Consider the following 25,770-nt stretch of genomic DNA (forward strand, 5'->3'; position numbering starts at 1 on the left):
TTTAAGCGATATTGAAATGGAACAGAAATAATGCATTTCACACCTGGTGAAACACCAGGCAAAATTTAACAAATATTTTAGTAAATATATGCACGCTAAGAGAATGAGACTTTTCCACATTCGCTTTAGTCTATTTGTGCTACTACTACTAAGTACTTCTTGTGAATTCAGAGCTAATTCATCTGTGAGTAATTCACTCAAACTAGGTACACTTTTACCTTTGACAGGAGAAATTTCTGCATATGGTATACCTATGCAAAAAACTGCCAATCTATTAATCAAAACTGTTAATGCTTGTGGTGGAGTCATGGGGAAACCAGTCACTCTCATCTCGGTTGATGATCAATCAAAACCACAAGTAGGGGCTGAAGCTATGTCTAAACTAGCTTATTTAGATAAAGTTTCTGGTGTGGTAGGAGGCGCTGGAAGTGCCACATCTGCGGCGGCAGTAAATATTGCTGTGAAGAATCAAATCGTGATGATTTCTCCTTCTAGTACTAGCCCTAGCTTTACAGAACGAGCCAAGAAAGGAGATTTCAAAGGCTTTTGGTTCCGTACTGCTCCTCCTGATACTTTTCAAGGCCCAGTAATTGCTAAAATAGCTCAAAAAAAAGGATATCAAAAAGTTTCTATTTTGGCTGTTAATAATGATTATGGGAGAGGCTTAGTTAATGCTTTTATACCAGCTTTTGAAGCTTTAGGCGGACAGATAATCAATAAAAATAATATTGCTTTCTATCCACCCAATGCAATTACATTTGACACAGAAGTATTAAATTCCTTTCAAGAAAATCCAGATGCTGTACTTTTGATAGATTATTCTCAAACAGGCAGCCTCGTATTACGTTCGATTTATGAACGTGGATTGTTAGTAAAAACTCCACTAATTTTATCTGATGGATTGAAGGATGCTAATCTATCTCAAATAGTAGGAAAAAGTAATGATGGAAAATTAATTTTGCCGACTGCTAATATTACTGGTACAGCACCTAGTGCAAAAGGTCCAGCATTTTCAAAATTTAGAGAGATTTATAAAAAAGCATACAATGGTCAAGAACCAAGTATATACGATCCTAATACTTGGGATGCTACGGCTGCTTTAGTTTTAGCAGCAGAATCAGCTAAATCTACCTCTGGGGAAACTATTAAAGAACATATACGAACAGTTACTAACCCTCCTGGAGAAAAAGTTAGTGATGTTTGTCAAGCATTAGATCTGATTCGACAAGGTAAGAAGATTAATTATGAAGGAGCTGGGAGTAATGTTGATTTTGACTCTCAAGGAGATGTCACTGGTAACTATGATATCTGGACTGTTGCGGGTGATGGAAGTATTGAGGTTGTTGAGCAGATAACTCCTGAAAATCTTCAGGCATTTAAATAGCAGTTCATTGTGTAAATATATTTTTTTACAAAAATAAAATTAATAAGTATTATTTGTAGCAATTCTAGAAATATAAATGGTCGTACAATATTTATTGCAGATTCTAAGTAGAATGACTAAATTAAATTAAAGTTCGTAGTCTGCGGCTCTAGCCCTCAAAACCTCTATTAAGAGTGATAAATCGCTTACTATGAATAAAACTCTAATCTTACATTTAATTATGTCTACCTACTGAGTATGCAAAATATTTCTACTTTTGACAAAATATATACTTGCTGGTTGTTGAAATATGAATATGCAATCAATTCATAAAGGTGAACAAAAAGTTACAAAGAAAAAATTACATAATGTCTTTTCGTATGGTTCAAATCTAAATCCAATGCGTTTGCAATCGCGGATTCGGAACTGGGATGGTAGCTATCAGCTTGCTTCCTTGTCAGGATATGAATTGCGTTTTAATATGTTTGCAGAACAACAGAGAGTAGGAGCAAATATAGTTCCCCATCCTACACGACAAGTCAGAGGAATTATTATTCAACTTGACGAAATAGATTTATTTGAGTTAGATAAATATGAAGGGCATCCCATACTTTATAAACGTGTTGAAGTCAAAGTAAACTTAGATAATACCTCTAGAATTGAGGCTTATACTTATGTTGCTCAACCTCAATGGATTACAGAGGGATTACTACCGACAGTTGACTATTTAGAACATATTATTAATGGAGCTTCGGTTTGTGGTTTGCCCTCAGATTACATTCAAGCTATTCAAAAATTGGGTACATTTTTACATATAAAATAATTAAGCTTTAACAAAAAAATTAATAAAGTTATTGATGTGTGATTTCTCTAAATTCTTTTAAAAGGAAACGATATAAAGGATGACTTGAGGAATTATATTTATACCAATCTATCCTTTCTAATGGTTTTAATTCCATTAAAGTAGAAGCTAAAAAAGCTCCCTCAAAATTTTCCAATTCCTCAGGATATACATCACGCTCTACTACTTCTATGCCTAAAGACTTAGCAATATCAAGCAAGGTGAATCGCGTTATTCCAGGGAAAATTTCTGGAGTGAGCGCAGGTGTGACAATTGTTTCTTGATTCAACAGAAAAAGATTTGCAGCCGATGCTTCTGTAATTCGACCTTTTTGATCCAGCATAATACCATCATTAAATCCAGCTTTCTCTGCTGCACGTCGGGCTAGGTAACTGTTGACGTAAGAACCACAGATTTTCCAAGTGACGGGAATTGCAAGGCTGGATACGCGTTCATAGGGGGAAATGTGGCAAGAAAGAGGTGTGTCAAGATCACGTGGAGCAATAACCCCAAAAATTGCCACATCAACAGCCATGCGATCGCTTCCTGTGACATTGATTTGAGGACATGAACGGTAGACAATTGGTCGAATATAGTAATCAGCTGGGGGAAGCTGACTTAAAAGTTCCTCTATACCTAGTTTTAACTGATGACAAGACCAAGGAAATCCTAGATCCATTTTTTGGGAACCGATGCGAAAACGTTCTAAATGTGCATCAATTTGGTGAACGTAGTAGCGATCGCGATTCCAATAAGCCATCATTCCATCAAAAACTCCAATGCCTAAATGAAGAGAGTGGCTAGCAATGGATGGTGCAGCTTGTTCGCGCTCAACTAAACGCCCATTATACCAAGCAATTTGTGTAGCCTCAAATAGCATCTAAACGACTCCTACATTTGCCATAAGGGATTCCAAATGAGGGCGTGATGCAATTGTAACTTTATGCCAAGGAATGCAGTCTAAAACATGATAATCAGATGTCTTTGGTTCTTGATAATCTGAAGGAGTGTCATTAAAGACAAAAAACTGTAAAGGTTGACCATTACTAGCTGATACCAAATTATGCTTAACACCTGGTTGCACAAGAATAATATCGCCACTGCGCAGAGGCCAAGCAATATAACGTCCATCATCTTCAACAACTAAGTAACCTACCGTAGCTGCTGATGAACCTTGAATAAAAATTAAGTTTTTTAGTCTTTGATGTATATGTAAACACGCTTTTTTTTCTTGTTGATTTTCTTCTGGTGGTATATTAATTGCGTATCCATTCCAAGGAAAGAGAAAGTCACTACCGTATACTTCAAAATTTAATTTTCCTACCCAAGCTTCATACTTGTCATACCACACTAACTGCGGACAGTGGTATGATATGTGCTCTGGAATTGTTGAATCTTTTAATGACCAAGTAATTAATGCTAACGTGCATCCTTCTTGACTAGCAAATACTTGATTAATTTTAGATAGACTAGCCAGTGAACCTCGCTCTAATTTTATTTCTGGGGTCACAAGCGAGCCATCAAGTACAAGTAGTAATATTGCTGTTTTCGCAACTTGTTCATCTGTCCATCCTATTGCCTTTTCAAGCAATGTATTAGCTTGCAGTTGTATGGTTATAAACTTGCGATCGCCAAGAGCAGGTAACTGAGATATGGAAACAGAATCTGCTGATGATTTTATTGCATCGAATTTAACAATCTTGGGTTTGAATAAATGTTGATTTTTCATGATTTTTCTTGATTTTACTTATAATCCAACATCTACTATAATTTATCTATGCTAAATGTGGTAATTTAGGTCATAGGCAAGATAAGTCTCCTTAAGAAGATTATTATTTAAAACGTTTTCCAGAAGTTTTGATAATTGATTTAGGCGAAATAGACGACCACAAGGCATATGAACTTCGATAATTATATATCGTCTATCAATAGAAACAGAATAACCTTCTAAAACATCTTTAAATTCTCGAATATGTGTACTAATATTGGCAATTAATCTGTCGCTGATTGTACCATCTCCAACAAAACGTAACTTAATAAAGGCTTTTACACTACGAAGCTCTTCATAGGGAAACTCTTTTTGATAAAGACGTTTTCCTGGCTGAAAAATATCTTCTTGTGATGGAAAAGATGCGTGAGTATGAATTCGTGAATATTCATCACTGATTTTAATCAAAAAAATACCATAGTGGCTACCATCATGAGGCTCATCTAATATTCCAGAAAGTTCTTCGTGCAGAGACTGATTAAAACTATTGATTATACTCTCCGTAGCTCTAAATGTGACTAGTAATTCGGCGTTGCCAAGCAAAGACCAAACAACGGCTTCTTGAACAGATTCGCTGAAAAGTTCATCCGATTTATATTGCAAGATAGTTCTTAAAAGCCTAGCTTTACAATTTTTGAAGTGCCTGGTGTTTATGAAAATATAGCAAAGGTCTGAATTACTTGAAGATTCAATTGTGAAGGTTTCTTGATAATGTTGATGAAATAAAATGTGGGCTGGACAAAAATCAAACCCTGGGGCGATCGCATCTTCTTCAGAGTAATTATCTGTCAAGTTAGAATCTTCTTGCGTTTGATTGCCTTCTGGCTGTGAATGCTGCAACCATGTCTGCTCTATTACACTTCGTAGATTCTTTTTGGTAACTTTTTCTCCTATTATCCTTGTCAGCAGATTCCACAGTTCGGGAGCAACTGTTCGCTCTATGTATCCAGGAGCGTAACCAGGAACCACAAACTCCCCATATTTCTGCCCATGCCAAGCAGCTACAAAGACTATCCTTTGAGGCTCAGATAGACGCTCTTCTATTGGTGTAAGCAATTCATCTATAAACCGTAATGCTTCTTCAATCTCCATAATCTATGAGTTTCTTGAAGTCAAGAAAGTAAAAAATTTATACTTTGCCAATGTGCTACTAAAAAGAAGCCCTGACAGTAATCACTACAAATACTTAGTTTTATATTTAGCATAGGTTATTTTTTCTTAACTTTTTTAAATATCTTGCGTTTAAGCTCTCAACCGCCAAGAAATAAATTTCACCGCGAGAAGCTAAAGTCTACTAAAGTAGACTGAGTAAGGTTTTCAGTCAGATTTAACAGACTTGAACTATAAGCCTGGTAGACGCCCAGTAGACGCTTTGCGTAGGGTACTTTACCAGGCGTTTGAGGGGCGAGGTACAAGATCTAAGTTTTCAAACCTGTTCTGTTGTAAACAATTTCAGCTGTGATTAAGCAGCCTTTGGTTGAGAATTAGTCAGCCAAAGGCATACAGCAAGAATTATGAGATATTTTGGTCAAATTTCTACGTGCCTAATCCAAGAAAATAATGGCGGGACTTTACTGTATTTAGCGCACAGATTCAATGATGATGGTGATTGCGATCGCACAAAATAGGATAATGCCCAATCGCACAACAAAATCTATGACTATCGGCAGTAGCATAACAGCAAGATTTAATGCGCCAAAACAGGCTGAGATAACATAGGCGATCGCCAGTCCTATTAATGCTAATAAAAAGTATTTGAGAGAGTTAAAAGCGAACCGAAATAGACGACTGTCCTGATTGGTTTTCATTGTTTTGTACTTAAAATAGATAGTTAATTAACTTGAAACTCCTCATCCACACTTGTAATACCAATTTAAGATTTTAGATTTTGGAGCCACTGTGTGGCACGGGGAACCCGTGTTGTAGCAAGTGGCGTGATTTTAAATTAAAAAACACAGTAGGTATTGTTTGTACTAATGGGCAGGTAGGATTTTTTTGGTCATTTAAGTGGATATTTTCTAGATGGTAAGGAATGAAATCCACCTGATAGCTTGTAATTAGTAAGCTAGCGAGGGCGCTAATTATAGTAGCAACTCCGTTGACAAATTTACCACCACGGCGATTACTATAATTGGGAAAAACTTTGATAATGACATGAAAGATAATTTTCATTTTGCTACCTCATCTTCTGATACCAATTAAATTGATAGTTATTTAACTGTCACTGATTAGATATTGATTATTCATCAAAACTTGACTGTTTTTTGCTTGTAGATGCCTACTATAATATTGGTTATGCAAATCATTGAATTTTTGTATGTTATTTATATATTAGATATAAGTTACATATATATGTCAATTCATAATACTCATCATTAAATGAAATACAAACAAAAATATTTTTGAAAAAAGAATTTATTTTTTCTGAACTTTATTTCTGAACTTTGGTCAAATTATTCATAAAACTCAGAGGAAAATTCTCATAAAATAATTTCCCCGATTTTTCAAATAAGTCGGGGAACTATATATTTAGAACACTCCTTGGCTTTCTATTCCCTCAGCCTCCATCTGTTCAAGATTCAGGAGCGAGTAGGCGATAAAAAACAAAGACTTACAGATATGCTATGCACTAAGACTATAAGAACAGCATACGCTCTAATCCAAATCAGGGATTTTCCCTGAATACACTAGCCTATGCTGATAATGTCACTACTTTCGTAAAAAATAGTTAAAATTTACACCTGTATAATTGCTTACAGCTATACTAGCTCTCGAAATTATAATTAAACCTGCGATTAGCCTAAATCTAATTCTTTGAAGAATTTAGTATTTGTATCACCAGTCCAACTTTTGGAGTAATCATTTTACTTGTAGGTGAGGACTAATAATGATGAAATTAAGTCAATTTAGCTACTAAGAGGTTACAGAGAAAATAATCAAGCCGTGTTGTCTTCTATTGTTATTCTTTGTTTAATACAGCTTTGCATCAACCTGGATGCAATCACTTGAAAATATCAAAATTTGTAAATTTTACAGAATTACTTCTTTTGTTGTTGAAGTACACAATTAACCCGGCGATATCTCAATATCTCAGATTTGGTTTGATAGTCTTTATTATTTGTTCTGCATTGGCTGGGGTGCATTAGCTAATTTTTATTATTTCAAGGAAAAGATAGCATGGTTCGCTTATCAAGTCCGATTGAGAACATTAAAAATCACTATACAGTAGTTGTTATAGGTTCTGGATATGGGGGCGCGATCGCTGCATCGCGCCTATCTCGTGCCGGACAACAGGTATGCGTACTAGAACGGGGAAAAGAATTTAAGCCCGGTGAATACCCTAACAACACCAAAGAAGCCTTAGCAGAAATGCAACTAGATTTACCTGGTGGTAAGCATGTTGGTTCACGCACGGGTTTGTACGATTTTCATATAGATAAGGATATTAATGTATTTGTTGGTTGTGGTTTGGGTGGAACATCGTTAGTTAACGCTAACGTATCTTTACGAGCTGAACCTCGTGTTTTTCAAGATCTCCGTTGGCCAAAAGGATTGCGTGATGATTTAGATACTCTCTTAATGGAAGGATATCGTCGTGCGGAAGAGATGCTCAAACCGACTCCCTATCCAGAAAATTTGCCGCAGCTACGAAAATTACAGGCGTTGGAAAAATCCTCTAAATACTTAAATGAAAAGTTTTATCGACCACCCATCAATGTTACTTTTGAAGATAAAGTCAATCACGTAGGTGTAGAGCAAAAATCTTGTAATCTCTGCGGTGACTGCGTATCTGGTTGCAATCATCAGGCAAAAAATACTGTATTGATGAATTATTTACCCGATGCCAAGAATCACGGAGCGGAGATTTATACGCAGGTAAGCGTGCGATATCTAGAACGGGAAGGCGATCGCTGGTTGGTTCACTACCAATTGCAGAATGCCGGGCAAGAAAAGTTTGACGCTCCAACAATGTTTGTCAGTGCCGATATTGTGATTTTAGCGGCGGGAACTTTGGGATCTACAGAAATTTTGTTGCGCTCTCAAGCAGCCGGTTTGTCCTTATCCGAAAAAGTAGGACATAACTTTACTGGCAATGGTGATGTACTGGCATTTGGTTACAACACCGAGCAAACAATTAACGGCGTTGGTTTTGGCGAACGTCTCCCAGGGCAACAAGAACCTGTCGGCCCTTGCATTACAGGTATTATTGATATGCGCGAGCAACCTGTACTAGATAATGGTATGGTGATCGAAGAAGGCTCAATTCCCGGAGGGCTGGCTCCCATCCTACCGCAAACCTTTGCTGCGGCTGCCCAAATACTAGGCAAAGACACTGACTGTGGTATAGGCGATCGCATTAAAGAAAAACTCAGAGAAGCACAAAGTTTAGCTCAAGGTGCTTACACAGGTGCAGTCCGCAATACCCAGACTTACCTAGTCATGACTCATGATGATGCCGCTGGACGTATGTATTTGGAAAGCGATCGTCTTCATATCAAATGGCAAGGCGTCGGCAAACAACCCATCTTTCAAAGAGTGAACAATCGCCTAGAAGAAGCAACTCGCCCTTTAGGCGGTACGCAAATTCCCAACCCTATCTGGACTAATGTTTTTGGACACGATCTAATTACCGTCCATCCTTTAGGTGGCTGTATCATGGCAGAGGACGCCGAACATGGTGTAGTTAACCACAAAGGACAAGTTTTTGCTACACAGCAAGGCACAGATGTCTACAAAAACCTGTATATTGCTGACGGCTCAGTAATTCCTCGTACACTGGGAGTAAATCCACTACTGACAATTTCTGCTATAGCCGAGCGCTGCTGTACCCTCATTGCCAAAGATAGGGGTTGGACAATCAACTACGACTTGCCTTCAGTGCCAGTAACCCCGTCTGCCCCAGGCAAACTAGGCATTCAGTTCACCGAAACCATGCGTGGCTTCTTTACAACGCAAATTAAAGACGACTATCAAAAGGCATCACAGCAAGGTAAAAAAGACGGCACACCCCTACAATTTACCCTAACCGTAATTTGCGACGATTTGGAAGTGCTGCTTAACGATCCCAATCACCCAGCCAAGATAGTTGGTACGGTAACAGCGCCTGTGATTTCTACAGATCCACTCACAGTTACCAACGGCGAGTTCAATCTATTTATACCAGAAAAAGACCAGCCCAAGACACGACAAATGCGTTACCGGATGCAGATGACTGCGGAAACGGGACAAATCTACTACTTTGAGGGCTTTAAAGAAATTCACGACGATCCGGGCTTCGATGTATGGTCTGATACCACCACTCTTTACATCACTATTTATGCAGGTGACAGTAGCAACAGTCCCGTCTTTGGTAAGGGCATTCTCAAAATCCATCCCACAGACTTTATTAAGCAAATGACCACAATCAAAGTCACAAATGCTGAAAATCGCTGGCAACAAACACAAGCCCTCGATCGCTTCAGTCGCTTCTTTGTTGGCACGCTATCTGAAGTCTACGTCTGAGCGATAAGGCGAGTAGGAGACACGGGGAAAGAGGACAAGGGACAAGGAGATGAGGAGAGAACAACTAACTAGTGTACGGGCGGGTTTAGAAGATAAATTGTCTGTTTCAACCGAAAAATCATCGGCAAAACCCGCCCCTACTAACCACTATCCTATGACCAATGACAAATAACCAATGACTAAACATGCAAATTGACTTTCATCATGGTGTTACTTACGTCGCCGCGCGACTAGCTGGATTTGAACATAAAGCGGCTAGTATCATCGCTTATTGCGCTCAATACGTAGATGATGCCACTAATGCCGGGGTGATCCGTTTTGATAATGGGGCATTATTTAGCCGCATCAGTTCCGCCCACAAAATGCTCGACTACCGCAACTTTCAGGAACTGGCAAATAACCTCGTCTGGATTCCCTTTCATTTTCTGCCAGGGAACGGAGGGCTACCTGCAACAGAAGAGCCTCCAGGTAAATTTATTGACAAGCTAATTTGTCGTCCCAATAGCTATGTTGCTCAAGAAATGGTCAGAGAGTGTATTCTCCGTCAAGACACTCCCTATGCTCTCCATCGCCTTGGTATCACAATGCACGTCTATGTTGATACATGGGCGCATCAAGGTTTTGCTGGTGTTAACCATCGAGTTAACGAAGCGAGAAACTTAGTGGACGAATATGGCAAACCCGATCGCAGTCTCATGGATCGCCTGACAAATTATTTTGTTAGCGAAGCTTTACCTCTGGGACATGGAGCAGTTCTCAGCCATCCTGACAAGCCTTTTTTACGCTGGGGCTACACTAACGGACGGGGCGAAAAAATTATCAGAGACAATCCCAAAGACTTTTTAGAAGCGGCCGATTGTATGTGTAAAGCTATGCAACGGTATATAGCAGGCGATCCCAATGCCACTGTCCCAGGATTGCCAGAACCGGATCGGACTGCGATCGCTCTTTTGCTAAAAAATATTACGGGAAATAGCGGTAGCTTAAGACACCAAAAGTGGTTGCAGGCGATCGCTGAGGGTAAGTTTAGTTTTGGTAAGGAAGTAGTTACTTATATCCCCAAAGGCAAAAATTCATGGAAATTTCTAGCCCTTGGTACTGAAGAAAGTATTGACCGGGGAAACGAAGTATTTTCCTATCATCCCACCTTTTTAGCCAGTGATTGGAAATTATTTCACGACGCTTTGCAGGCACATCACTTCTACATCAGCCACGACTTATTACCCAAATATGGCATCTGCGTTGCTTGATAGTGGTTAGTCATTAGTCATTTGTCAAGAGTCATTAGTTCCTAGTTCCCCCAACCCCCTTCCCCGTTCCCTGTCTCCACGAATGAATTTAATTTTGCCCAACTACTAACCGAGGTGTTCAATGCCAACAACCCAAGCCACACAAAACAAAGTGGGAATTCAGTTCACTGAAACTATGCGGGGCTACTTTTCAACGCAAATTCAAGACGACTATCAACGTGCAGCCCAGCAAGGTAAACAAAATAACTCCCGGTTTGAGTTTACTGTTACTGTCACCTCCGACGATTTAGAGGTGATGCTCACCGATGAAAGCCACAAAGCCAAAATCGTTGGCAGTGTCACCGCCCCAGTTCTATCGCCTGAACCTTTAAAAGTAACCAATGGCGAATTTAACTTATTTATTGTCGATCCGGATCGGGTAAATACGCGCCGCATGGCCTATGGCATGACAATGACAGCCAGCGACGGTAAGGTTTATTACTTAGATGGCTTTAAAGTTGTACACAACGATCCGGGCTTTGATTTATGGGCAGACACAACAACTTTGTATATTACTGTCCATGATGGTGACAATCTCAACGCTCCAGTGCTGGGGCGGGGAATTTTAAATATCCAGCCAGCAGATTTTCTGCGGCAGATGTCTACATTGCAAGTTACCAATACCACCAGTCTCAAGCAGCAATTGGAAGAAACTGCCCGCTTTGGCAGCTTTTTTGCCGGAGTTTTGTTCAATATTTACGGTGGAATATTTGCTCCCTCAAAAGTATTCGATCCAGATGCACCACCCCGCCAAAAGCGTCCCCTGCGGATGTCGGCTCCCCAAGTTCATTTCTTTAATACAAGTGATGGTGTACAACTGCGACTAACTCGCTATCAAGGCGGAACGAAAGGGCCAGTCATGCTAGCACCAGGCTTTGGCACTTCTACCTTGGCATTTTCCATCGATACTGTTGAGACAAACCTACCGGAAGTCTTGTACGCTCAAGGCTATGATGTTTGGTTGTTTGATTATCGAGCCAGTGCCGACTTGCCATCTGCTACTACTCAGTTCTCCACTGATGAGATTGCCCTCTACGATTGGCCAGCAGCTGTGGAAAAGGTACGTACTCTAACTGGGGCAGAAACAGTCCAAGTTGTCGGTCACTGTGTTGGTTCGATGTCTTTCTTGATGGCTATGCTAGCAGGTCTCAAAGGGGTACGTTCCGCAGTTTGCTCTCAACTCACCACCCATCCTAAAGCAGCAACCCTCAACGAAATCAGAGCTGGTTTGCGTCTGGCATCGTTTCTAACAGTATTGGGGGTAGAAACTCTCAATCCTGACTTTGACACCCATGCCGATTGGCAGGATCGTCTTTACGACATGGTTTTGAGGTTTTATCCCACCAAAGAACCCTACAATAATCCGGTTGATCGCCGAATTTTGTTCATGTACGGAGAGGTATACAAAATAGACCAACTCAACGAAGCTACTCACGACGCCATTCACGAGATATTCGGCCCGGCAAATATGACCTTCTTCAGACATATTTCTTTAATTTTGCGTCGAGGGCAAATATTAGATAAAGATGGTAAAGATATTTACTTGCCTCATCTAGAGCGGTTAGCTATTCCGATCGCATTTATTCACGGTGCAGATAACGCCTTTTTCTTACCTGAAGGTTCGGAAATTACATATAAACTATTGTGTGATAAAAACGGTAAAGACTTGTACGTGCGCCATGTGATCCCCGATTATGCACATATGGACTGTTTTATGGGTAAAAACGCAGCAAAAGACGTTTTTCCAACAATTTTGGCGGAATTAGAAAAGTTTAACTAGTTTTACTTTTCCATTCCGAAACAAACGCCCAACAGCTTGAAGTCTATCTTCGGCTGTTGTTTGTAAAGCGGTTTTCTGTAAGGTGGGCATTGCTCACCGATATCTCAAATATTTACTTTGACGGGCAATGCCCACCCTACTATATGAGCGAAATTAATCAACTCATCAGTGAACCTCTAGCATCTACGATCGCAAAACATCCAGGTTTGGTGGAGCTATTTCGCTATCCCTTAATGGAAGCAATTGTAGAGCGCCGCACCCGCAGAGTAGCCCGTGGTGCTTGCATCTCGGCAGGAGAACTCAGCTATACCAGTCCGAATCAGCCCGAACCCCTCAGTCCTCTAGAAGAGGCGATTTTGGTTGTAGCCACAGGGATGACAGGAATCACGACTCACGACGGGCCGCTCTATAAACCAGAAGGAGGCAAAGAACTAGGAACTCCTTTTCTAAATATCGTCGCTCGTTCGGGTAGTAGTGCGGATAATTCCCAAGCCACATCCTTTTTCATGATTAATGACGAAGGTATCTGGCTAATTAAGCATCTCAAGGGACGTGAAGCTTTAGCAGTCCTTGGGGATCTGCCTCCCAAATGGCAAGACTGGACAGAGGAACACTGGCTCAAAGCTGCTGGTGCTGTCAAACATCGAATTAGCGATCGCCGTCTAGATTTCCCCCGGATCTATCCTTACTACCTCGGCTGGAACAAGCAAATTTCTAACCTGCCAGGGACAACAGTCTTTTTCCCAGTCGTCGATTGTACCCGCCAATATATTAATGTTCTGCTCATCCTGCTATCTGAGCCGGAAGGACAAAAACCTTTGTTTGTCGATGACTGGCAAAAGTTCAGACCCAAAAGCTGGGCAGATTGGAAAGCATGGATTGGTATGCATTTAGGACTGGTTCCTTGGATTCCCTATCAACCCATCGGCGGTATTGATCGCGCCCAAGGAGGCTTTGTCAATCCTAACAACGTCGTTCCCTTGGGACTTGCTCAGACAATGCGTACTGATTACGAGTGTTTTTTCATCTTGCAGAATTTAATGCTCATCAGTCAGGCAATGGGACTTGGTAGCTGGATACACGGTTCAGTCTTCCAGCCCTACATTTTGGAACGCAATCCAGCCAAGGATTGGTATGGTTTAGGATTCCGCATGGAACAACCCACTCCAGCCAAAAAACGGTGGGCGCCACTACCTACTCCTCAGACTAACCCCGTGGGTATTGATGGAGTGCTGGAAGGACTATGCCCGCCTTATGTAAAATCAATGGATGAAGCAGTTGATCGGGTAATTGAAGACAAATTCGGCAGCCAAGGAGCCTATGGAGACAAGGACATATTTACCCGCCCTTACAAAAATCGCAGCAGTGGTGAAGCCTTCCTGCGCAACGCCGAACCCCACTCCAAAGAAACAATTCAGTATACCAAAGATATCTGCAACTATATCTGGGAAACCTACGGTCGCTTCCCCGCACATATAGACGCCTTCTACGTTCCTGGCATCTGGCTGCAATTCTCGAACCTGGAAATGGAATATTACCAGCAATACTACGATCCAGAACTGTTCCGTCGTCAAGCCCAACACGAGCAAATTTGGGGTAAAAAGTAACAGAGAAAACAAATATGCTCAAAATCATTAAAATTGGTGCTATCTCCCTTATTACTATTGTGCTGGTAGCGATCGCTGGTTTTTTCTTCCTACAATCAACTTGGGTCAAGCCAGAATTTAGAACTCCCAAAGAGGCATTTCTGCACGGCAGTATCGGTACTGAGTTAATGCCTTTGCCAGTGTTTCAAATCCTGCCAGATTTATTCCCCGATAAATTTCAGCCAGCAGGTAAGGAAGCAGGAGATTGGATTCAACAATTTGGATTTATCAGAGGAAAACCTAACGAGAACGAAGGACTACCAATAGGTTTTAACGCGTCCAATTATCAACCACAATCGGGATCGCCTTCACCCACAAAATTCGTAGGCTTTAGTTGTGTATTGTGTCACTCTTCTCACATTAGAAGGTTTGAGGGAGATGAGGAAATTGTAGTCACAGGTATGGGCAGTACATCTTTAGATTTATTTGCCTGGGTTGATGCAGTTAAATCATCTCTGCTTGATGACAAGCGTCTTACCCTCACCAACATTGTCCAGGCTTATGAGTCTAAGTACGACAAACAACTAGGAATTTTAGATAAAGCCACGATCGCCTTTTGGCTATCAACAGCGAGACGGGAGGTAGCGGCTTCACTGCCCAAGTGGGACGAGCCTTATACTGGCAAAGACCTGAGAAACGCTCACCTAGAACCGAATGGCCCCGGTCGCACCCAACCTTTTAGGGAATTAGTGCGCTTTGTCATGGATCGACCAGGTGCATCGGATCGGTCTTTTTCCAAACTTCCTTCCTTATACGAACAGAAAAACCGTGAATGGGCGCAGTATGACGGTAGTGTTCGAGACCGTCTCAGCCGTAGTGTTCTCGCCGCGATCGCAGCTGGAGCCAATCCAAATAACTTACTGGTGCCGGAAATTTCTCATAATGCTGTTCAAGCTATTGAGTACACGTTAGATTTAAAGGGGCCAAAATATACAGAAGTATTTAAAGACGCAAAACTAGATCCGCAGAAAGTAGAACGCGGTCGTGCTGTCTATATGCAAAATTGCAGCACCTGTCACGGGTATCGCAACTCAAAAGATGACAGTTGGATCAAAGGAGAAGTTCAAGGTTTGATTACACCGATCGCAGAAATTCAAACCGACTCCGCAAGACTTAACTATCGTTACTATCAAGAACTGCCCGATGCTGTGGAGACTTACTTTCCTGAAGATCATCCCTTAAAGCCAAAGCGGGAAAACCTCAGACCGGGGCCGATGGGAGATACCAAAGGTTTCATTAATGCTCCCCTAGAATCGGTTTTTGCCCGCGCTCCCTACTTGCACAATGGTAGTGTCCTGACATTAGCAGAGTTAATTAATCTCAAACCAAGGCGTGAGATTTTTTATCGCGGAGATAATCTTTACGATCCGATTGATGTAGGATTGGCTTCACCAACAGAGCCAAACGAAAAAACCTACTATAAATTAGATACCCATACTTTAGGTAACTCTAATAAAGGACACGATTATCCTTGGCCTTATCAAGGCACGGGCTGGGATAAAGCTGCTTTAGAAGATTTGTTGGAGTATCTCAAAACTCTTTAGTAAATAAACACAAGATTGAGAGAGCCAGATTGCTCTAGTTCTCGTTACCAGGTTGAACCTGGTAACGAGGGGTTTGAGGGCTGCTGCCTCCAGGCTTTAACTTATATAGGCATAAAAAATGACAATATTCAAAGCTAAAAAATATTTACCTAACAGAATTTACTAATACTTACTTCTATCAATTATCTATAAAAATGCATTTGATGAGTACTAATTTCTTTGTGTTCTTTGTGTTCTTTGTGGTTCGTTTTTTTTATATGGGGAATTTGTATTACTTGTTGAAATTTTAATAATTTATTAACAACATAACTCACACAAAAATTATGCAAATTCAAAAAAATTTCCAAGGTAAAGATACTGAACCAAATATCAATAGCAAGCCCTTACCGCCTGGTTCCTTCGGTTTGCCCTTGATAGGAGAAACTATTGCTTTAGCTTGGGATATCCATAGCTTTTACCGCCAGCGACTAAAAAAATACGGCCCAGTCTTTAAAACCCACCTGTTTGGTAAACCAGTCATCGTCTTTATCGGCCCTGAAGCTTTTACTTTCTTTCTCAATCAGGAATACTTTACCCGTGAGAATGGCAATCCACAACCAGTTCGAGAATTATTAGACTGGGATGCCTTGCCGTTGTTGGACGGAGAAGAACATCGTCGCCGGAAAAGGTTAATTCTCCAAGCTTTTATGCCGCAGGCTTTCGACAAATATATTCCAGTCATGGAACAGAACGCTGCTTACTATCTAGAGCGTTGGGAAAAGTTAGGCAGCTTTACTTGGTTAACTGAATACCGCAAAATGTGCGCTTCTTTGAGCAATGCTTTGTTTGTAGGACAAACGCCTGGTTCAGACAGTGAAGCTGTAGGAAAAATCATGGACACCTTTATCAAAGGTTTTTCCGCAGTCCCGATTAATCTGGGTTTTAATGCCTACGGAAAAGCACTTAAAAGTCGCGATTGGCTGCTCGATTATATTAATCGCGCGATCGCTCAACACCAAGAGCAACCTCAACAAGATATTTTAGAAGTACTTTTAACAGCCCGTGGTGAAGATGGTTCTACCCTTACTAACGACCAGTTGCGCCGTGAAGTATTGCATCTATTTTTTGCAGCTTACTCCGGTTTTTATGTGGCGCTCACTCTTCTGTCCCTAACCTTAGCTCAACATCCGGAGATAATGGCACGCGCTAGGCAAGAAGTTAATCAATTTGCTGGTGATGGTGCGTTGAATATGGAGCGGTTGCAAAAGCTGGTATATCTGGAGCAAATCACCAAAGAGATTCGCCGCTTTTATCCGATTAACGCTGCTACTTTTTTCGCCAAGGTAAAGACAGACTGCGAGTATAAAGACTTCCGCATTCCTAAAGGATGGGGTGCTGTGGCAGGAATCCATACTACCATGCATATGCCGCAGGTATTTTCCGAGCCAGAAAGTTTTAAACCCTGCCGCTTTGCTCCAGAACAATTTGCGACTTTGCCACCAAATAGCTACGTACCCCAAGGCGGCGGAGCGAAAGATGGGCATCGTTGTCCTGGTGAAGACATGATTACAGTGCTGCTCAAGGTAATGGCGGTGCATTTGCTACGTCGATATACCTGGGAACTGTTGCCGCAAAATCTAGAATTTAACCGCGATTTGTTTCCAACTCCCCGTGATGGTTTAAAGGTGCGGTTTGGTATTTATTCGCCTTGAAGTGACTGAAGAAAGGCAGTCACGATGAAACAAGTTTCACCCCCATGCATGAAAAACCTCACCCCGTCCTGTCGGACACCCCTCTCCTTAGCAAGGAGAGGGGCAGGGGGTGAGGTGACTTTCAAGTCAGAGGGCAGTAGGCAGAAGGTTCTAGAAAATATTGCAAGGTTTAAAAATGCGAATTCATCCTGTTAAGAGTGGGCTTGTTGCAATTAAAACCTGTCAGTGCTACAGCAAAGGTCATGGAGCCATGCGCTTAGTCAACACCATTCTCGATCGCAATTGGACTGAGCCTTTACCCATTTACAGTTGGGCGATCGAGCATCCAGAAGGGATTATTTTAATCGATACAGGTGAGACTGCACGCACTTTAGAACCAGGCTATTTTCCTTGGTGGAATCCCTATTTTCAGTGGAGTATCAAACCATGTTTGCAACCTGAAGATGAAGTTGGTAATAGGTTGCAAGCCTTGGGTATAAAACCGGAAGATGTTCGTTGGGTGATTCTCACTCATATGCACACAGATCATATTGGTGGTTTAGAGTATTTTCCCAACGCAGAAATTATAGTCTCTCGTCGGGAGTACGAGGTGAGCGGTGGTTGGAGCGGACAGCTAAAAGGCTATTTGAACCATCAATGGCCTAAGTGGCTAGCTCCTCGCTTGATAGACTTTGAACCCAAGCCAATTGGCCCTTTTCCTGAAAGTTTCACGCTCACAAAGGCTGGGGATGTCTGCTTAATTCCTACCCACGGACATACAGCAGGGCATCTATCAGTACTGGTTCAAATTGATGGGCGATCGCTATTTTTTGCTGGTGATGCCTCTTACTCGCAACAGTTGATGTTAGAGCAGATTGTTGATGGTGTTGCCCAAGATGAAAATTCTTCTCGCCAAACTTTGCAGCGAATTTTGCAATATGTCCAAGAATTTCCTACAGTCTATCTTCCCAGTCACGACCCCGATGCTGCTCAAAGATTAGCAGAGCGAAGCATAGTGTCAGTTCAACTGTCTTGAAAATAGGGGCTAGGGACTAGGGGCTAGAGAAAAGAGATTTTCATTCCCTCGTGGTGTGATTTATGACATGAGTGTCTAGTTTAACTGTTTATACATTTGCACATTTAGATCGAAAAGGAGTTATTTCAATGAGCGATCGCTACTCACCTCTACCAGAATCATTTCTGTTTGGTGTTGCTTCTGCCGATCACCAATGCGAAGCTTACGATGCTCGTTTTGAGGATATTCGCGATGTTTGGGAACGCCGCCGCGCTCTCACACCACGAGGTCAAGCAACTGATTTTTGGAACCGCTATGCTGAAGATATTGGCCTCGCTAAATCCCTTGGTTGCAAGGCATTCCGCTTTTCGATCGCTTGGTCGCGAGTGGAACCTGAGCCAGGGAAGTTTGACGATGCAGCCTTCGAGCACTACCGCCAAGTCATTGAAACGATCCGTTCCTATGGAATGGAACCAATTGTTACTTTACACCACTTTACCCATCCATTACACGTAGAAGGGCGGGGTGGTTTAACTGCTGAGGAGTTTCCGGCTATTTTTGCCAGCTACGCCACAGAAGCAGCTAAACGTCTGGGCGATTTAGTCCGCTACTGGATTACCTTTAACGAACCGAGCCAACTCATTTACGGCTACGTCAAACCTTGGTGGGAAAGGGCTTATTTTATGCCTCCCGGTTTACCTCGCGGTGCTTCGATGTCACAGCAGATGGCAGCAGTGGGCGATTTGATGCGAAATTTATTTATAGCCCACACCAGAGCTAGAGCGATAATTAAGCAATTCAACCCAGATGCCCAAGTCGGGGCAAACCCAATGTTACTTGGTTTACCTCTGTGGTTGCAAAAAATAGTGGATCTCAATGTGACTCGGCTTCGTAGTAGAGAAGATTTGATTAATCAAGGTAAACGTTTCACTGAACGAGCCTTGCTAGAAAAAGGGCAAGTTGACGTAGTTATTGCTACTTTAACCGCCACCCCAGAGCGAGGAGAACAAGTGGCGTTTTCCGAGGTTTACTATCTGGCAGGTGAAACCTTACTCGTGAAGTCCCAGAGCCAGATTCAAGAACTGAGTGATGTGGCTGGTAAAAAAGTGGCAGTCATACAAGGCAGTACTGCTGAAACAAATATCTACGCACTTCTTCCCAATACAGATGTGGTAGTACTGCCAGATTATGAAGAAGCCCTCAGAGCGCTAGATTACGACCAAATCGCTGCCATCTTGGCTGATGACATAATTTTGTTAGGAATAATGCAGCAGCATCCGAAACAGTATCGATTTGTAAACCATCGCTTGACAGAAGAACCCTACGCTGCCGCTGTAGTCAAAGGCGATCGCTTCTTGCTCAATGCTGTAGATGTAGCAGTGCGGCGTTTCAAAGAATCTGGAGCTTGGGCAGAAAGTTTTGCTCGTTACTTCCCCGGTGAACCTTTACCAGAACTACCTCGGATGGGACGACGTTCTACTCTTGGTGATATCAGCGGCAGAGACACAGACAAGGAGACAAGGAGACAAGGAGACGCGGGGACGCGGAGACACGGGGACGCGGAGAATTCTTTTGCCACTACTTTTCTCCCACTTGCCGAACCGGGAACACCGTTGCGTCGCATTCAAGACAGGGGTTATTTAATTGTTGCCGTAAAAGACAACGTACCTGGATTTGGCTACCGCGATCCGAAGACGGGTGAGTTCAGCGGTTTAGAAATTGATTTAGCGCGGGCAGTAGCAGAAGAAATTTTTGGCGATCGCAATAAAATTCAGTTTCGTCCCGTCAAGACTGCGGAACGCCTACCGTTGCTGCGCTCTATTATCAGCATCTTCGATCCCTTGCAAAAGATTTTTAGCATCCTGTCAACCTCCCTAACTAGTAACTGGTGGCATCTAGGCATGGCAGGGAAATTACCAGAATTTCTCTGTCCCAAAGATTGCGTCGATCAGCAGGATTTTGTCGGTTTTGATTATTACTGGGGTATTAGCAATTTGCGAATTAACCGCGTTAAGCAGTTAATGGATGCAGCCTTTGGACGTTTTAATAATGCGCCTGTCTGGTCTGGCGTGCTTTATGATATGCTCAAGTTCCACGCCCAGCTGTTCCCCGGTAAAGAAATTTTGATTGTTGAGAATGGTTGCGTTGAAATAGCAGATGGTGTGAAGCGAGAAGAGTATATCCGCCGCCACTTAGCGGAAGTGCAGCGAGCTTATAACGATGGCGTAAAAGTAGCAGGTTATATTTGCTGGAGTGCCACCTCTAACCGGGAGTGGGGACTGAAATTCGGCCCGGCAAGTGATTTTGGATTGTATCACGTAGATCTTGACAAAGATCCAGAATTAAAACGCCTGCCTACTGCCGCAGCGATCGCATATAAGGAGATTATTCAAAAACGGGGTGTGTGAAAGACGCAGAGTGTGTGAGACGCGGGGACGCGGAGAATAATGTCTTGTGTTCCCGCCTCAAACTAATGCATACACAAACGCTATCTTACGCTTACTCCAAGCTTTGTTTACACTATCTTTATTACTTGCAGCGAATAATTGGTCATAATCTCCGAGGTAAATTTTGGTGTATCGGGTGAAGTTAGACAAAAAAATACACGAAAATAATGAATAGGAAAAAATGACAATTATTGAATTTCTTGCTGCTATTAATGGTGCTACTCAGTTATTACGCTGCTAATGGGCAATTTTTAGGTATATTATTAAGTAACCAATATGACCCCAACGATAGAACTTTTAAAACATCCTCTAAGGTCGCTACGATTTTACCCAAAGCTATACTAACTTGAATAGGCTGGGTTAACAAAGAAAAACAACGTCTTAATTACTACTTCCCCTACCCTAAAAACAACTTATATGCCGGATTCTTATTCTCATCCCAGTAACGATAGCCCAAGGTATCGAGAAATGCTTGCCATTCTTCCATCTCATGGGGAGGCACTTGAATACCGACAACAATTCGCCCGTAATCTGCTCCATTGTTGCGGTAGTGGAACATACTAATATTCCAGTTAGGACTCATGGAATCCACAAACTTCATTAATGCACCAGGGCGTTCGGGAAACTCGAAACGATATAGTAATTCATTATGAGCAAGGGGAGAACGTCCACCTACCATGTGCCGCAGGTGCAGTTTGGTGAGTTCGTCATCGGTTAAATCAATGGTTTTGAAACCGCACTCTTCAAAATTTGCAACCATCTTTGCCCTATCGGCACGCTTTTCAATTTGCACGCCTACAAAAATATGTGCCTCTTTCTCATCGGCGATGCGATAGTTAAACTCAGTTAGATTGCGCTTGCCTATGCATTGGCAAAACTTACGCAGACTACCCGCCTCTTCCGGAATTGTGACTGCAAAGATGGCTTCGCGGCGTTCGCCCAACTCTGCTCGTTCTGCAACAAAACGCAGGCGATCGAAATTCATGTTAGCACCGCAAGCGATCGCAACTAAAGTTTGTCCCTCGATTTGTTCTCGTTCTACGTAGGCTTTTGCACCAGCGATCGCCAATGCTCCCGCAGGCTCTACAATCGATCGCGTATCTTCAAAAACGTCTTTAATTGCCGCACAAGTGTCATCCGTATCGACCAGAATAATGTCATCCACATATTCCTGACACAGATGAAAAGTTTCTTCACCCACCTCACGCACTGCCACACCATCGGCAAATAAACCCACCTGAGACAAGCGCACTCGTTTTCCAGCTTTGAGGGATTGATGCATGGCATCGGCATCTACTGGCTCAACCCCAATAATCTTGATTTCCGGGCGCAACCGTTTCACGTATGCCGCAATCCCAGAAATTAATCCGCCACCCCCAATCGCTACAAAAATTGCATGGATGGGTTTTTGATATTGCCGCAAAATTTCCATCCCAATTGTTCCCTGCCCGGCAATTACGTATGGATCGTCAAAGGGGTGAATAAACGTCAAGCCCTTTTCTGCCTCTAATTTTCGAGCATAGGCATAGGCATCGTCGTAAGTATCCCCATGCAAAACCACCTCGCCTCCACGTGCTTTAACTGCATCTACCTTCACTTGGGGCGTAGTTACTGGCATAACAATAATTGCCCGCGTTCCCAGGCGACGAGCACCAAGAGCTACTCCCTGAGCATGGTTTCCAGCAGAGGCAGCAATTACACCTTGTGCTAGCAAGTCTGGTGGCAGGTTCACCATTTTGTTATAAGCACCCCGCAGCTTAAAGGAAAATACTGACTGCATATCCTCACGCTTGAGCAGGAGTTTATTATTGAGTCTTGCCGAAAGGTTTGGAGCAATTTCTAGTGGTGTTTCCAGGGCAACATCGTACACGCGGGCAGTCAGAATTTGTACCAAATAATCGCAGAGCATGGGTGTTAACAAATTGATAGATGCCAGATAAAGTACAATTTTACGCCAGTTGTGTACCTGTTTTGTGGAAACGAACTATTCTTACTTTACTAAGTTATGATCTAAGTAAAATTTAGAAATTAGTATATGCAAGCAGTCACAGATATTGGCAAGCTGATTGTCTGCACACCGGGAATCTGTGGTGGACGTCCTCGAATTGACGGTAGCCGCATTACGGTTCAGTACGTTGTCAATGAGATAAAATCAGGTATAACACCTGAAGAAATTCTGGAAGATAAGCCTTACTTAACACTTGCAAGCATCTATACGGCTTTAGCCTATTACTACGCCAATAAAGAAGCACTAGATACTGAATTTGCAGCCTATAACGAAGAATGTCGTCACCTTGAAGTTGAATACAGAAAAGCTAACTAATTATCTTGAGTAAAATTCGCCTGTACTTGGATGAAGATACTATCAAGGCTGCACTTGTAAAAGCCTTACGAAATGCGGATCTAGATATTATCACAGTTGCGGATGTTGGCAGATTAGGATATTCTGACGAAGAGCAACTTATTTGGGCAAAAGAGCAAGCACGAGTAATTTACAGCTTCAACATAGGAGACTTTTGCCGATTGCATCATGACTTTATTGTTCAGGCAAAAAGTCATGCTGGGATTATTCTTGCATTTCAACAACACTTCTCCATAGGTCAACAGTTACGAGGGTTGCTGAAACTGGCAGCAGAAAATTCTGTTGAGGATATGACCAACCAATTAATATTTTTGAGCACTTATATTGATTTAGCCTGAGTCTAAGACTAAAATCCAAAGAAACTTTTGGCAACACCAAACCACCCTGGTAATTCTTTGAGAATTGGTTTGACATTTTCCCAAAGGCTTTTGGTTGATGTGACTGTCTTGGAAGCTGTTTCTAAAGTATCAGCCATACTTTTGAGGTTAACTTGTGCTGCCTCTTTGTTCGGTGGCTCTTTTTCAGTTGCTTTTTTAGCAGCGCCTAAGTATAGAGTTGCTTCTTCTTTAGTATCTGGTGGTAATTCTGCACTGCTAATCATCTGTTGAATCTGCGCTAGCATCCGAATTACATCTTCTTTGGTTAATTGTTTTTGATCGGATGCAGTTACGTTAGTTTCCATTGCAAGTTGGTTTTGATCGCCCTGCGCTGCCTGCATCCCGCCGTGTATTGTACCACCGCTCATATTTTGAGAGATTCCACTACTGTTGTTAGTCATATTACCTACTTGCTCAACTTTTGAATAAAAACTAGGACGCTCTAGCGCCGTCAGTACCATATTTTCTAATCTACGGATTTGGTTTTCTTTTTCTGCTAAAAGTAACTTTACTTCACGTTCTGGTAAGACTTTGATGCAATTATAAGTATCAAAATATTTAGCACTTAATTCCGATTTATCAGTCGTAGGTGCTGTTTTGGCACGGAGCAGAAACTTATCTTCTCCTCGCACCTCCATTCCCACAACTCGTAACTGTGCATCTGGATTATTTTCAGCAAGTTGCTTGAAGGCGATCGCTATGGCACGAGGATCGACATTTTGGTTGTGGTACAAATCTAGGGTGTCAAATATTGGTTTGATAAAATCCCCAAACTCTCCGTCTGCAAAAACTTCCTGTCGATTGTCTGGTTTGCGGTGAGGATCTGGGTTATCTTTCGTGGGCAGGCGCATATAAACGTATTCGCACTTTACACCATCAAATTTAGTGTCAGTAGTAATGCCCCAATCTTCTATGAAGGCTCCGGTGAGAGTAGCCCCTGTAAAGTCAGTTTCGTCTAGTTGAGTCTGCACTAGCTTTGCTCTGGATAAGTCTGCATCCTGCAAGTTAGCTTCGCTTAAGTCTGCACCAATAAAGCTGGCATCAACCAGGTTGGCTCCTTTCAAATTGACACCTCGTAAGTCCATTCTGTCAAAAATTTTTCCTTGTCCTTCTCCTGTAATTAGTAATTGCCGTACTTGTGCATCTTGAAGATAGCTTTTACTGAAACGAGCTAGTTCTAAGTATTTAGATGCTTTCCAGCATATATGGATCAGAATTGCATTTTTAAAATCAGAACTTTTAATTATTGCTTTATTAAAGTTGGCATCTGTTAGATCGGCATGATAAAAACTAGTGCCTCCCATAGCAGCAAACTTAACAAACATTTTCCAAAGCCAAGAAAATTTTTTATCTCCTTCTATTGCTGCATGACTAAAAAAATAACCCCAAATGCCACCAAAAATTCCGCCAACTACTCCTCCAAGCCATTGTCCCTGATCAAATTCCTGAATAATTTGTAGTTCTCTAATACCTGCTGTGTTGATAATAATTCTTTCGGCGAATCCACCCATTTGACTAAAAATAACTACTATCAGAAAAGCCATACCAACAAAAGTCGTTAAAGCCATTCCTCCAAGTTTTGCTTCCGGTTCATCTACCGCTGCGGCTGGAGCACCAAAAAAAGTGATCGCTAAAATAACTGCTACAGACAGATAAACATTTAAAGTCACCGCGAAAGGCTCAAAAAAGTTATTTAATAAACCACGAACTATACTAATAAAAATAATTCCATATGGAATAATCACAACTGGAGAAAGCTTTTTTGAAACCCAAAAGTAGACATTAAAATTGAGAATAATTGCAGAGGTAAATCCTGACAGACTAGATATTGCCAAAGACAGTGCTAATAAGACAAATATCCAATACAATCTCAATCCTGCCTTTGCACTAGTGAAGTTTGCCCCTCTCAAGTTAGCTTTACTAAAATCTGCTCCTTGGATATCTGCATAACTAAAGTTTGCACCTGCAAGGCTTTGACCTTTGAAGGAGCGCCCACGCAGATTTTTACCGAAGAAATCCTGGAGCATAGCTTGGTTGGTAAATATTCAAATTTATGTTTTGATACATCTTGAGTATGCAAGTTTACGGCTAATTGGGCAATATTGTATGGCAATTCAACCTTTGCTTGTGTAGCTATGAATTCCAGTCGCTTGGTGTAAGATATCA

At 41.8% G+C, this 25,770-nt stretch carries 20 protein-coding genes; 13 read left to right on the forward strand and 7 right to left on the reverse strand.

Annotated elements, in window-relative coordinates:
- Positions 1-184: 184 nt before the first annotated feature.
- Together QUB80_RS17760 and QUB80_RS17765 are read left to right on the forward strand one after the other, a co-directional pair.
- On the forward strand, positions 185-1,384 hold the full coding sequence (locus QUB80_RS17760; RefSeq protein ID WP_289790837.1) for an ABC transporter substrate-binding protein: 1,200 nt from the start codon (positions 185-187) through the stop codon (positions 1,382-1,384).
- A 295-nt stretch (positions 1,385-1,679) separates the two neighbouring features.
- Complete coding sequence (locus QUB80_RS17765) at positions 1,680-2,186, forward strand: gamma-glutamylcyclotransferase family protein (protein WP_289790838.1); 507 nt, start codon at positions 1,680-1,682, stop codon at positions 2,184-2,186.
- A 28-nt stretch (positions 2,187-2,214) separates the two neighbouring features.
- Here QUB80_RS17765 and QUB80_RS17770 read toward each other — a convergent pair whose 3' ends face one another.
- The 5 genes from QUB80_RS17770 to QUB80_RS17790 all read right to left on the reverse strand — a co-directional run bounded on the left by QUB80_RS17770 (position 2,215) and on the right by QUB80_RS17790 (position 6,144).
- Complete coding sequence (locus QUB80_RS17770; RefSeq protein ID WP_289790839.1) at positions 2,215-3,084, reverse strand: aminotransferase class IV; 870 nt, start codon at positions 3,082-3,084, stop codon at positions 2,215-2,217.
- The gene (locus QUB80_RS17775) at positions 3,085-3,933 is read right to left on the reverse strand and encodes a cupin domain-containing protein (protein ID WP_289790840.1); all 849 of its coding nucleotides are present in this window, start codon (positions 3,931-3,933) and stop codon (positions 3,085-3,087) included.
- Between the two features lie 51 nt (positions 3,934-3,984).
- Positions 3,985-5,064 (reverse strand): helix-turn-helix domain-containing protein, encoded by a 1,080-nt coding sequence (locus tag QUB80_RS17780; protein WP_289790841.1) that lies wholly within the window; start codon positions 5,062-5,064, stop codon positions 3,985-3,987.
- A gap of 488 nt (positions 5,065-5,552) precedes the next feature.
- A complete protein-coding gene (locus tag QUB80_RS17785) occupies positions 5,553-5,780 on the reverse strand; it encodes a hypothetical protein (RefSeq protein ID WP_289790842.1) in 228 nt (75 codons plus the stop codon).
- A 73-nt stretch (positions 5,781-5,853) separates the two neighbouring features.
- Positions 5,854-6,144, reverse strand: coding sequence for a hypothetical protein (locus QUB80_RS17790; protein ID WP_289790843.1), 291 nt, complete (start codon positions 6,142-6,144; stop codon positions 5,854-5,856).
- 1,005 nt (positions 6,145-7,149) lie between these two features.
- Here QUB80_RS17790 and QUB80_RS17795 point away from each other — a divergent pair.
- The 9 genes from QUB80_RS17795 (at position 7,150) to QUB80_RS17835 (ending at position 20,826) form a co-directional block, all read left to right on the forward strand.
- Positions 7,150-9,474, forward strand: coding sequence for a GMC family oxidoreductase N-terminal domain-containing protein (locus QUB80_RS17795; RefSeq protein ID WP_289790844.1), 2,325 nt, complete (start codon positions 7,150-7,152; stop codon positions 9,472-9,474).
- Between the two features lie 49 nt (positions 9,475-9,523).
- Positions 9,524-9,646, forward strand: a complete 123-nt coding sequence (locus QUB80_RS17800; RefSeq protein ID WP_289790845.1) for a hypothetical protein — start codon at positions 9,524-9,526, stop codon at positions 9,644-9,646.
- A gap of 13 nt (positions 9,647-9,659) precedes the next feature.
- On the forward strand, positions 9,660-10,724 hold the full coding sequence (locus tag QUB80_RS17805; RefSeq protein ID WP_289790846.1) for a DUF6765 family protein: 1,065 nt from the start codon (positions 9,660-9,662) through the stop codon (positions 10,722-10,724).
- Positions 10,725-10,845: 121 nt separating this feature from the next.
- On the forward strand, positions 10,846-12,543 hold the full coding sequence (locus QUB80_RS17810) for an alpha/beta fold hydrolase (RefSeq protein ID WP_289790847.1): 1,698 nt from the start codon (positions 10,846-10,848) through the stop codon (positions 12,541-12,543).
- Between the two features lie 89 nt (positions 12,544-12,632).
- The gene (locus QUB80_RS17815; protein WP_289790848.1) at positions 12,633-14,150 is read left to right on the forward strand and encodes a hypothetical protein; all 1,518 of its coding nucleotides are present in this window, start codon (positions 12,633-12,635) and stop codon (positions 14,148-14,150) included.
- A 14-nt stretch (positions 14,151-14,164) separates the two neighbouring features.
- Positions 14,165-15,733, forward strand: a complete 1,569-nt coding sequence (locus QUB80_RS17820) for a c-type cytochrome (RefSeq protein ID WP_289790849.1) — start codon at positions 14,165-14,167, stop codon at positions 15,731-15,733.
- Between the two features lie 323 nt (positions 15,734-16,056).
- Positions 16,057-17,424 carry a cytochrome P450 gene (locus tag QUB80_RS17825; protein ID WP_289790850.1) on the forward strand — a complete coding sequence of 456 codons (1,368 nt, stop codon included), beginning with the start codon at positions 16,057-16,059 and terminating at the stop codon, positions 17,422-17,424.
- Positions 17,425-17,599: 175 nt separating this feature from the next.
- Positions 17,600-18,439 carry an N-acyl homoserine lactonase family protein gene (locus QUB80_RS17830; RefSeq protein WP_289790851.1) on the forward strand — a complete coding sequence of 280 codons (840 nt, stop codon included), beginning with the start codon at positions 17,600-17,602 and terminating at the stop codon, positions 18,437-18,439.
- 128 nt (positions 18,440-18,567) lie between these two features.
- Positions 18,568-20,826 (forward strand): family 1 glycosylhydrolase, encoded by a 2,259-nt coding sequence (locus QUB80_RS17835; RefSeq protein ID WP_289790852.1) that lies wholly within the window; start codon positions 18,568-18,570, stop codon positions 20,824-20,826.
- Between the two features lie 436 nt (positions 20,827-21,262).
- On the opposite strand, the gene ilvA is transcribed toward QUB80_RS17835, so the two are convergent.
- On the reverse strand, positions 21,263-22,774 hold the full coding sequence (gene ilvA / locus QUB80_RS17840; RefSeq protein ID WP_289790853.1) for a threonine ammonia-lyase, biosynthetic: 1,512 nt from the start codon (positions 22,772-22,774) through the stop codon (positions 21,263-21,265).
- A 126-nt stretch (positions 22,775-22,900) separates the two neighbouring features.
- Here ilvA and QUB80_RS17845 point away from each other — a divergent pair, with 126 nt between their 5' ends.
- Together QUB80_RS17845 and QUB80_RS17850 are read left to right on the forward strand one after the other, a co-directional pair.
- A complete protein-coding gene (locus tag QUB80_RS17845; RefSeq protein WP_289790854.1) occupies positions 22,901-23,188 on the forward strand; it encodes a DUF433 domain-containing protein in 288 nt (95 codons plus the stop codon).
- A gap of 5 nt (positions 23,189-23,193) precedes the next feature.
- The gene (locus QUB80_RS17850; RefSeq protein ID WP_289790855.1) at positions 23,194-23,565 is read left to right on the forward strand and encodes a DUF5615 family PIN-like protein; all 372 of its coding nucleotides are present in this window, start codon (positions 23,194-23,196) and stop codon (positions 23,563-23,565) included.
- 8 nt (positions 23,566-23,573) lie between these two features.
- Here QUB80_RS17850 and QUB80_RS17855 read toward each other — a convergent pair whose 3' ends face one another.
- Positions 23,574-25,631, reverse strand: coding sequence for a pentapeptide repeat-containing protein (locus tag QUB80_RS17855; RefSeq protein WP_289790856.1), 2,058 nt, complete (start codon positions 25,629-25,631; stop codon positions 23,574-23,576).
- Positions 25,632-25,770: the final 139 nt, after the last annotated feature.

The sequence above is a fragment of the Chlorogloeopsis sp. ULAP01 genome (assembly GCF_030381805.1).
In the GTDB taxonomy this organism is placed as follows: domain Bacteria; phylum Cyanobacteriota; class Cyanobacteriia; order Cyanobacteriales; family Nostocaceae; genus Chlorogloeopsis.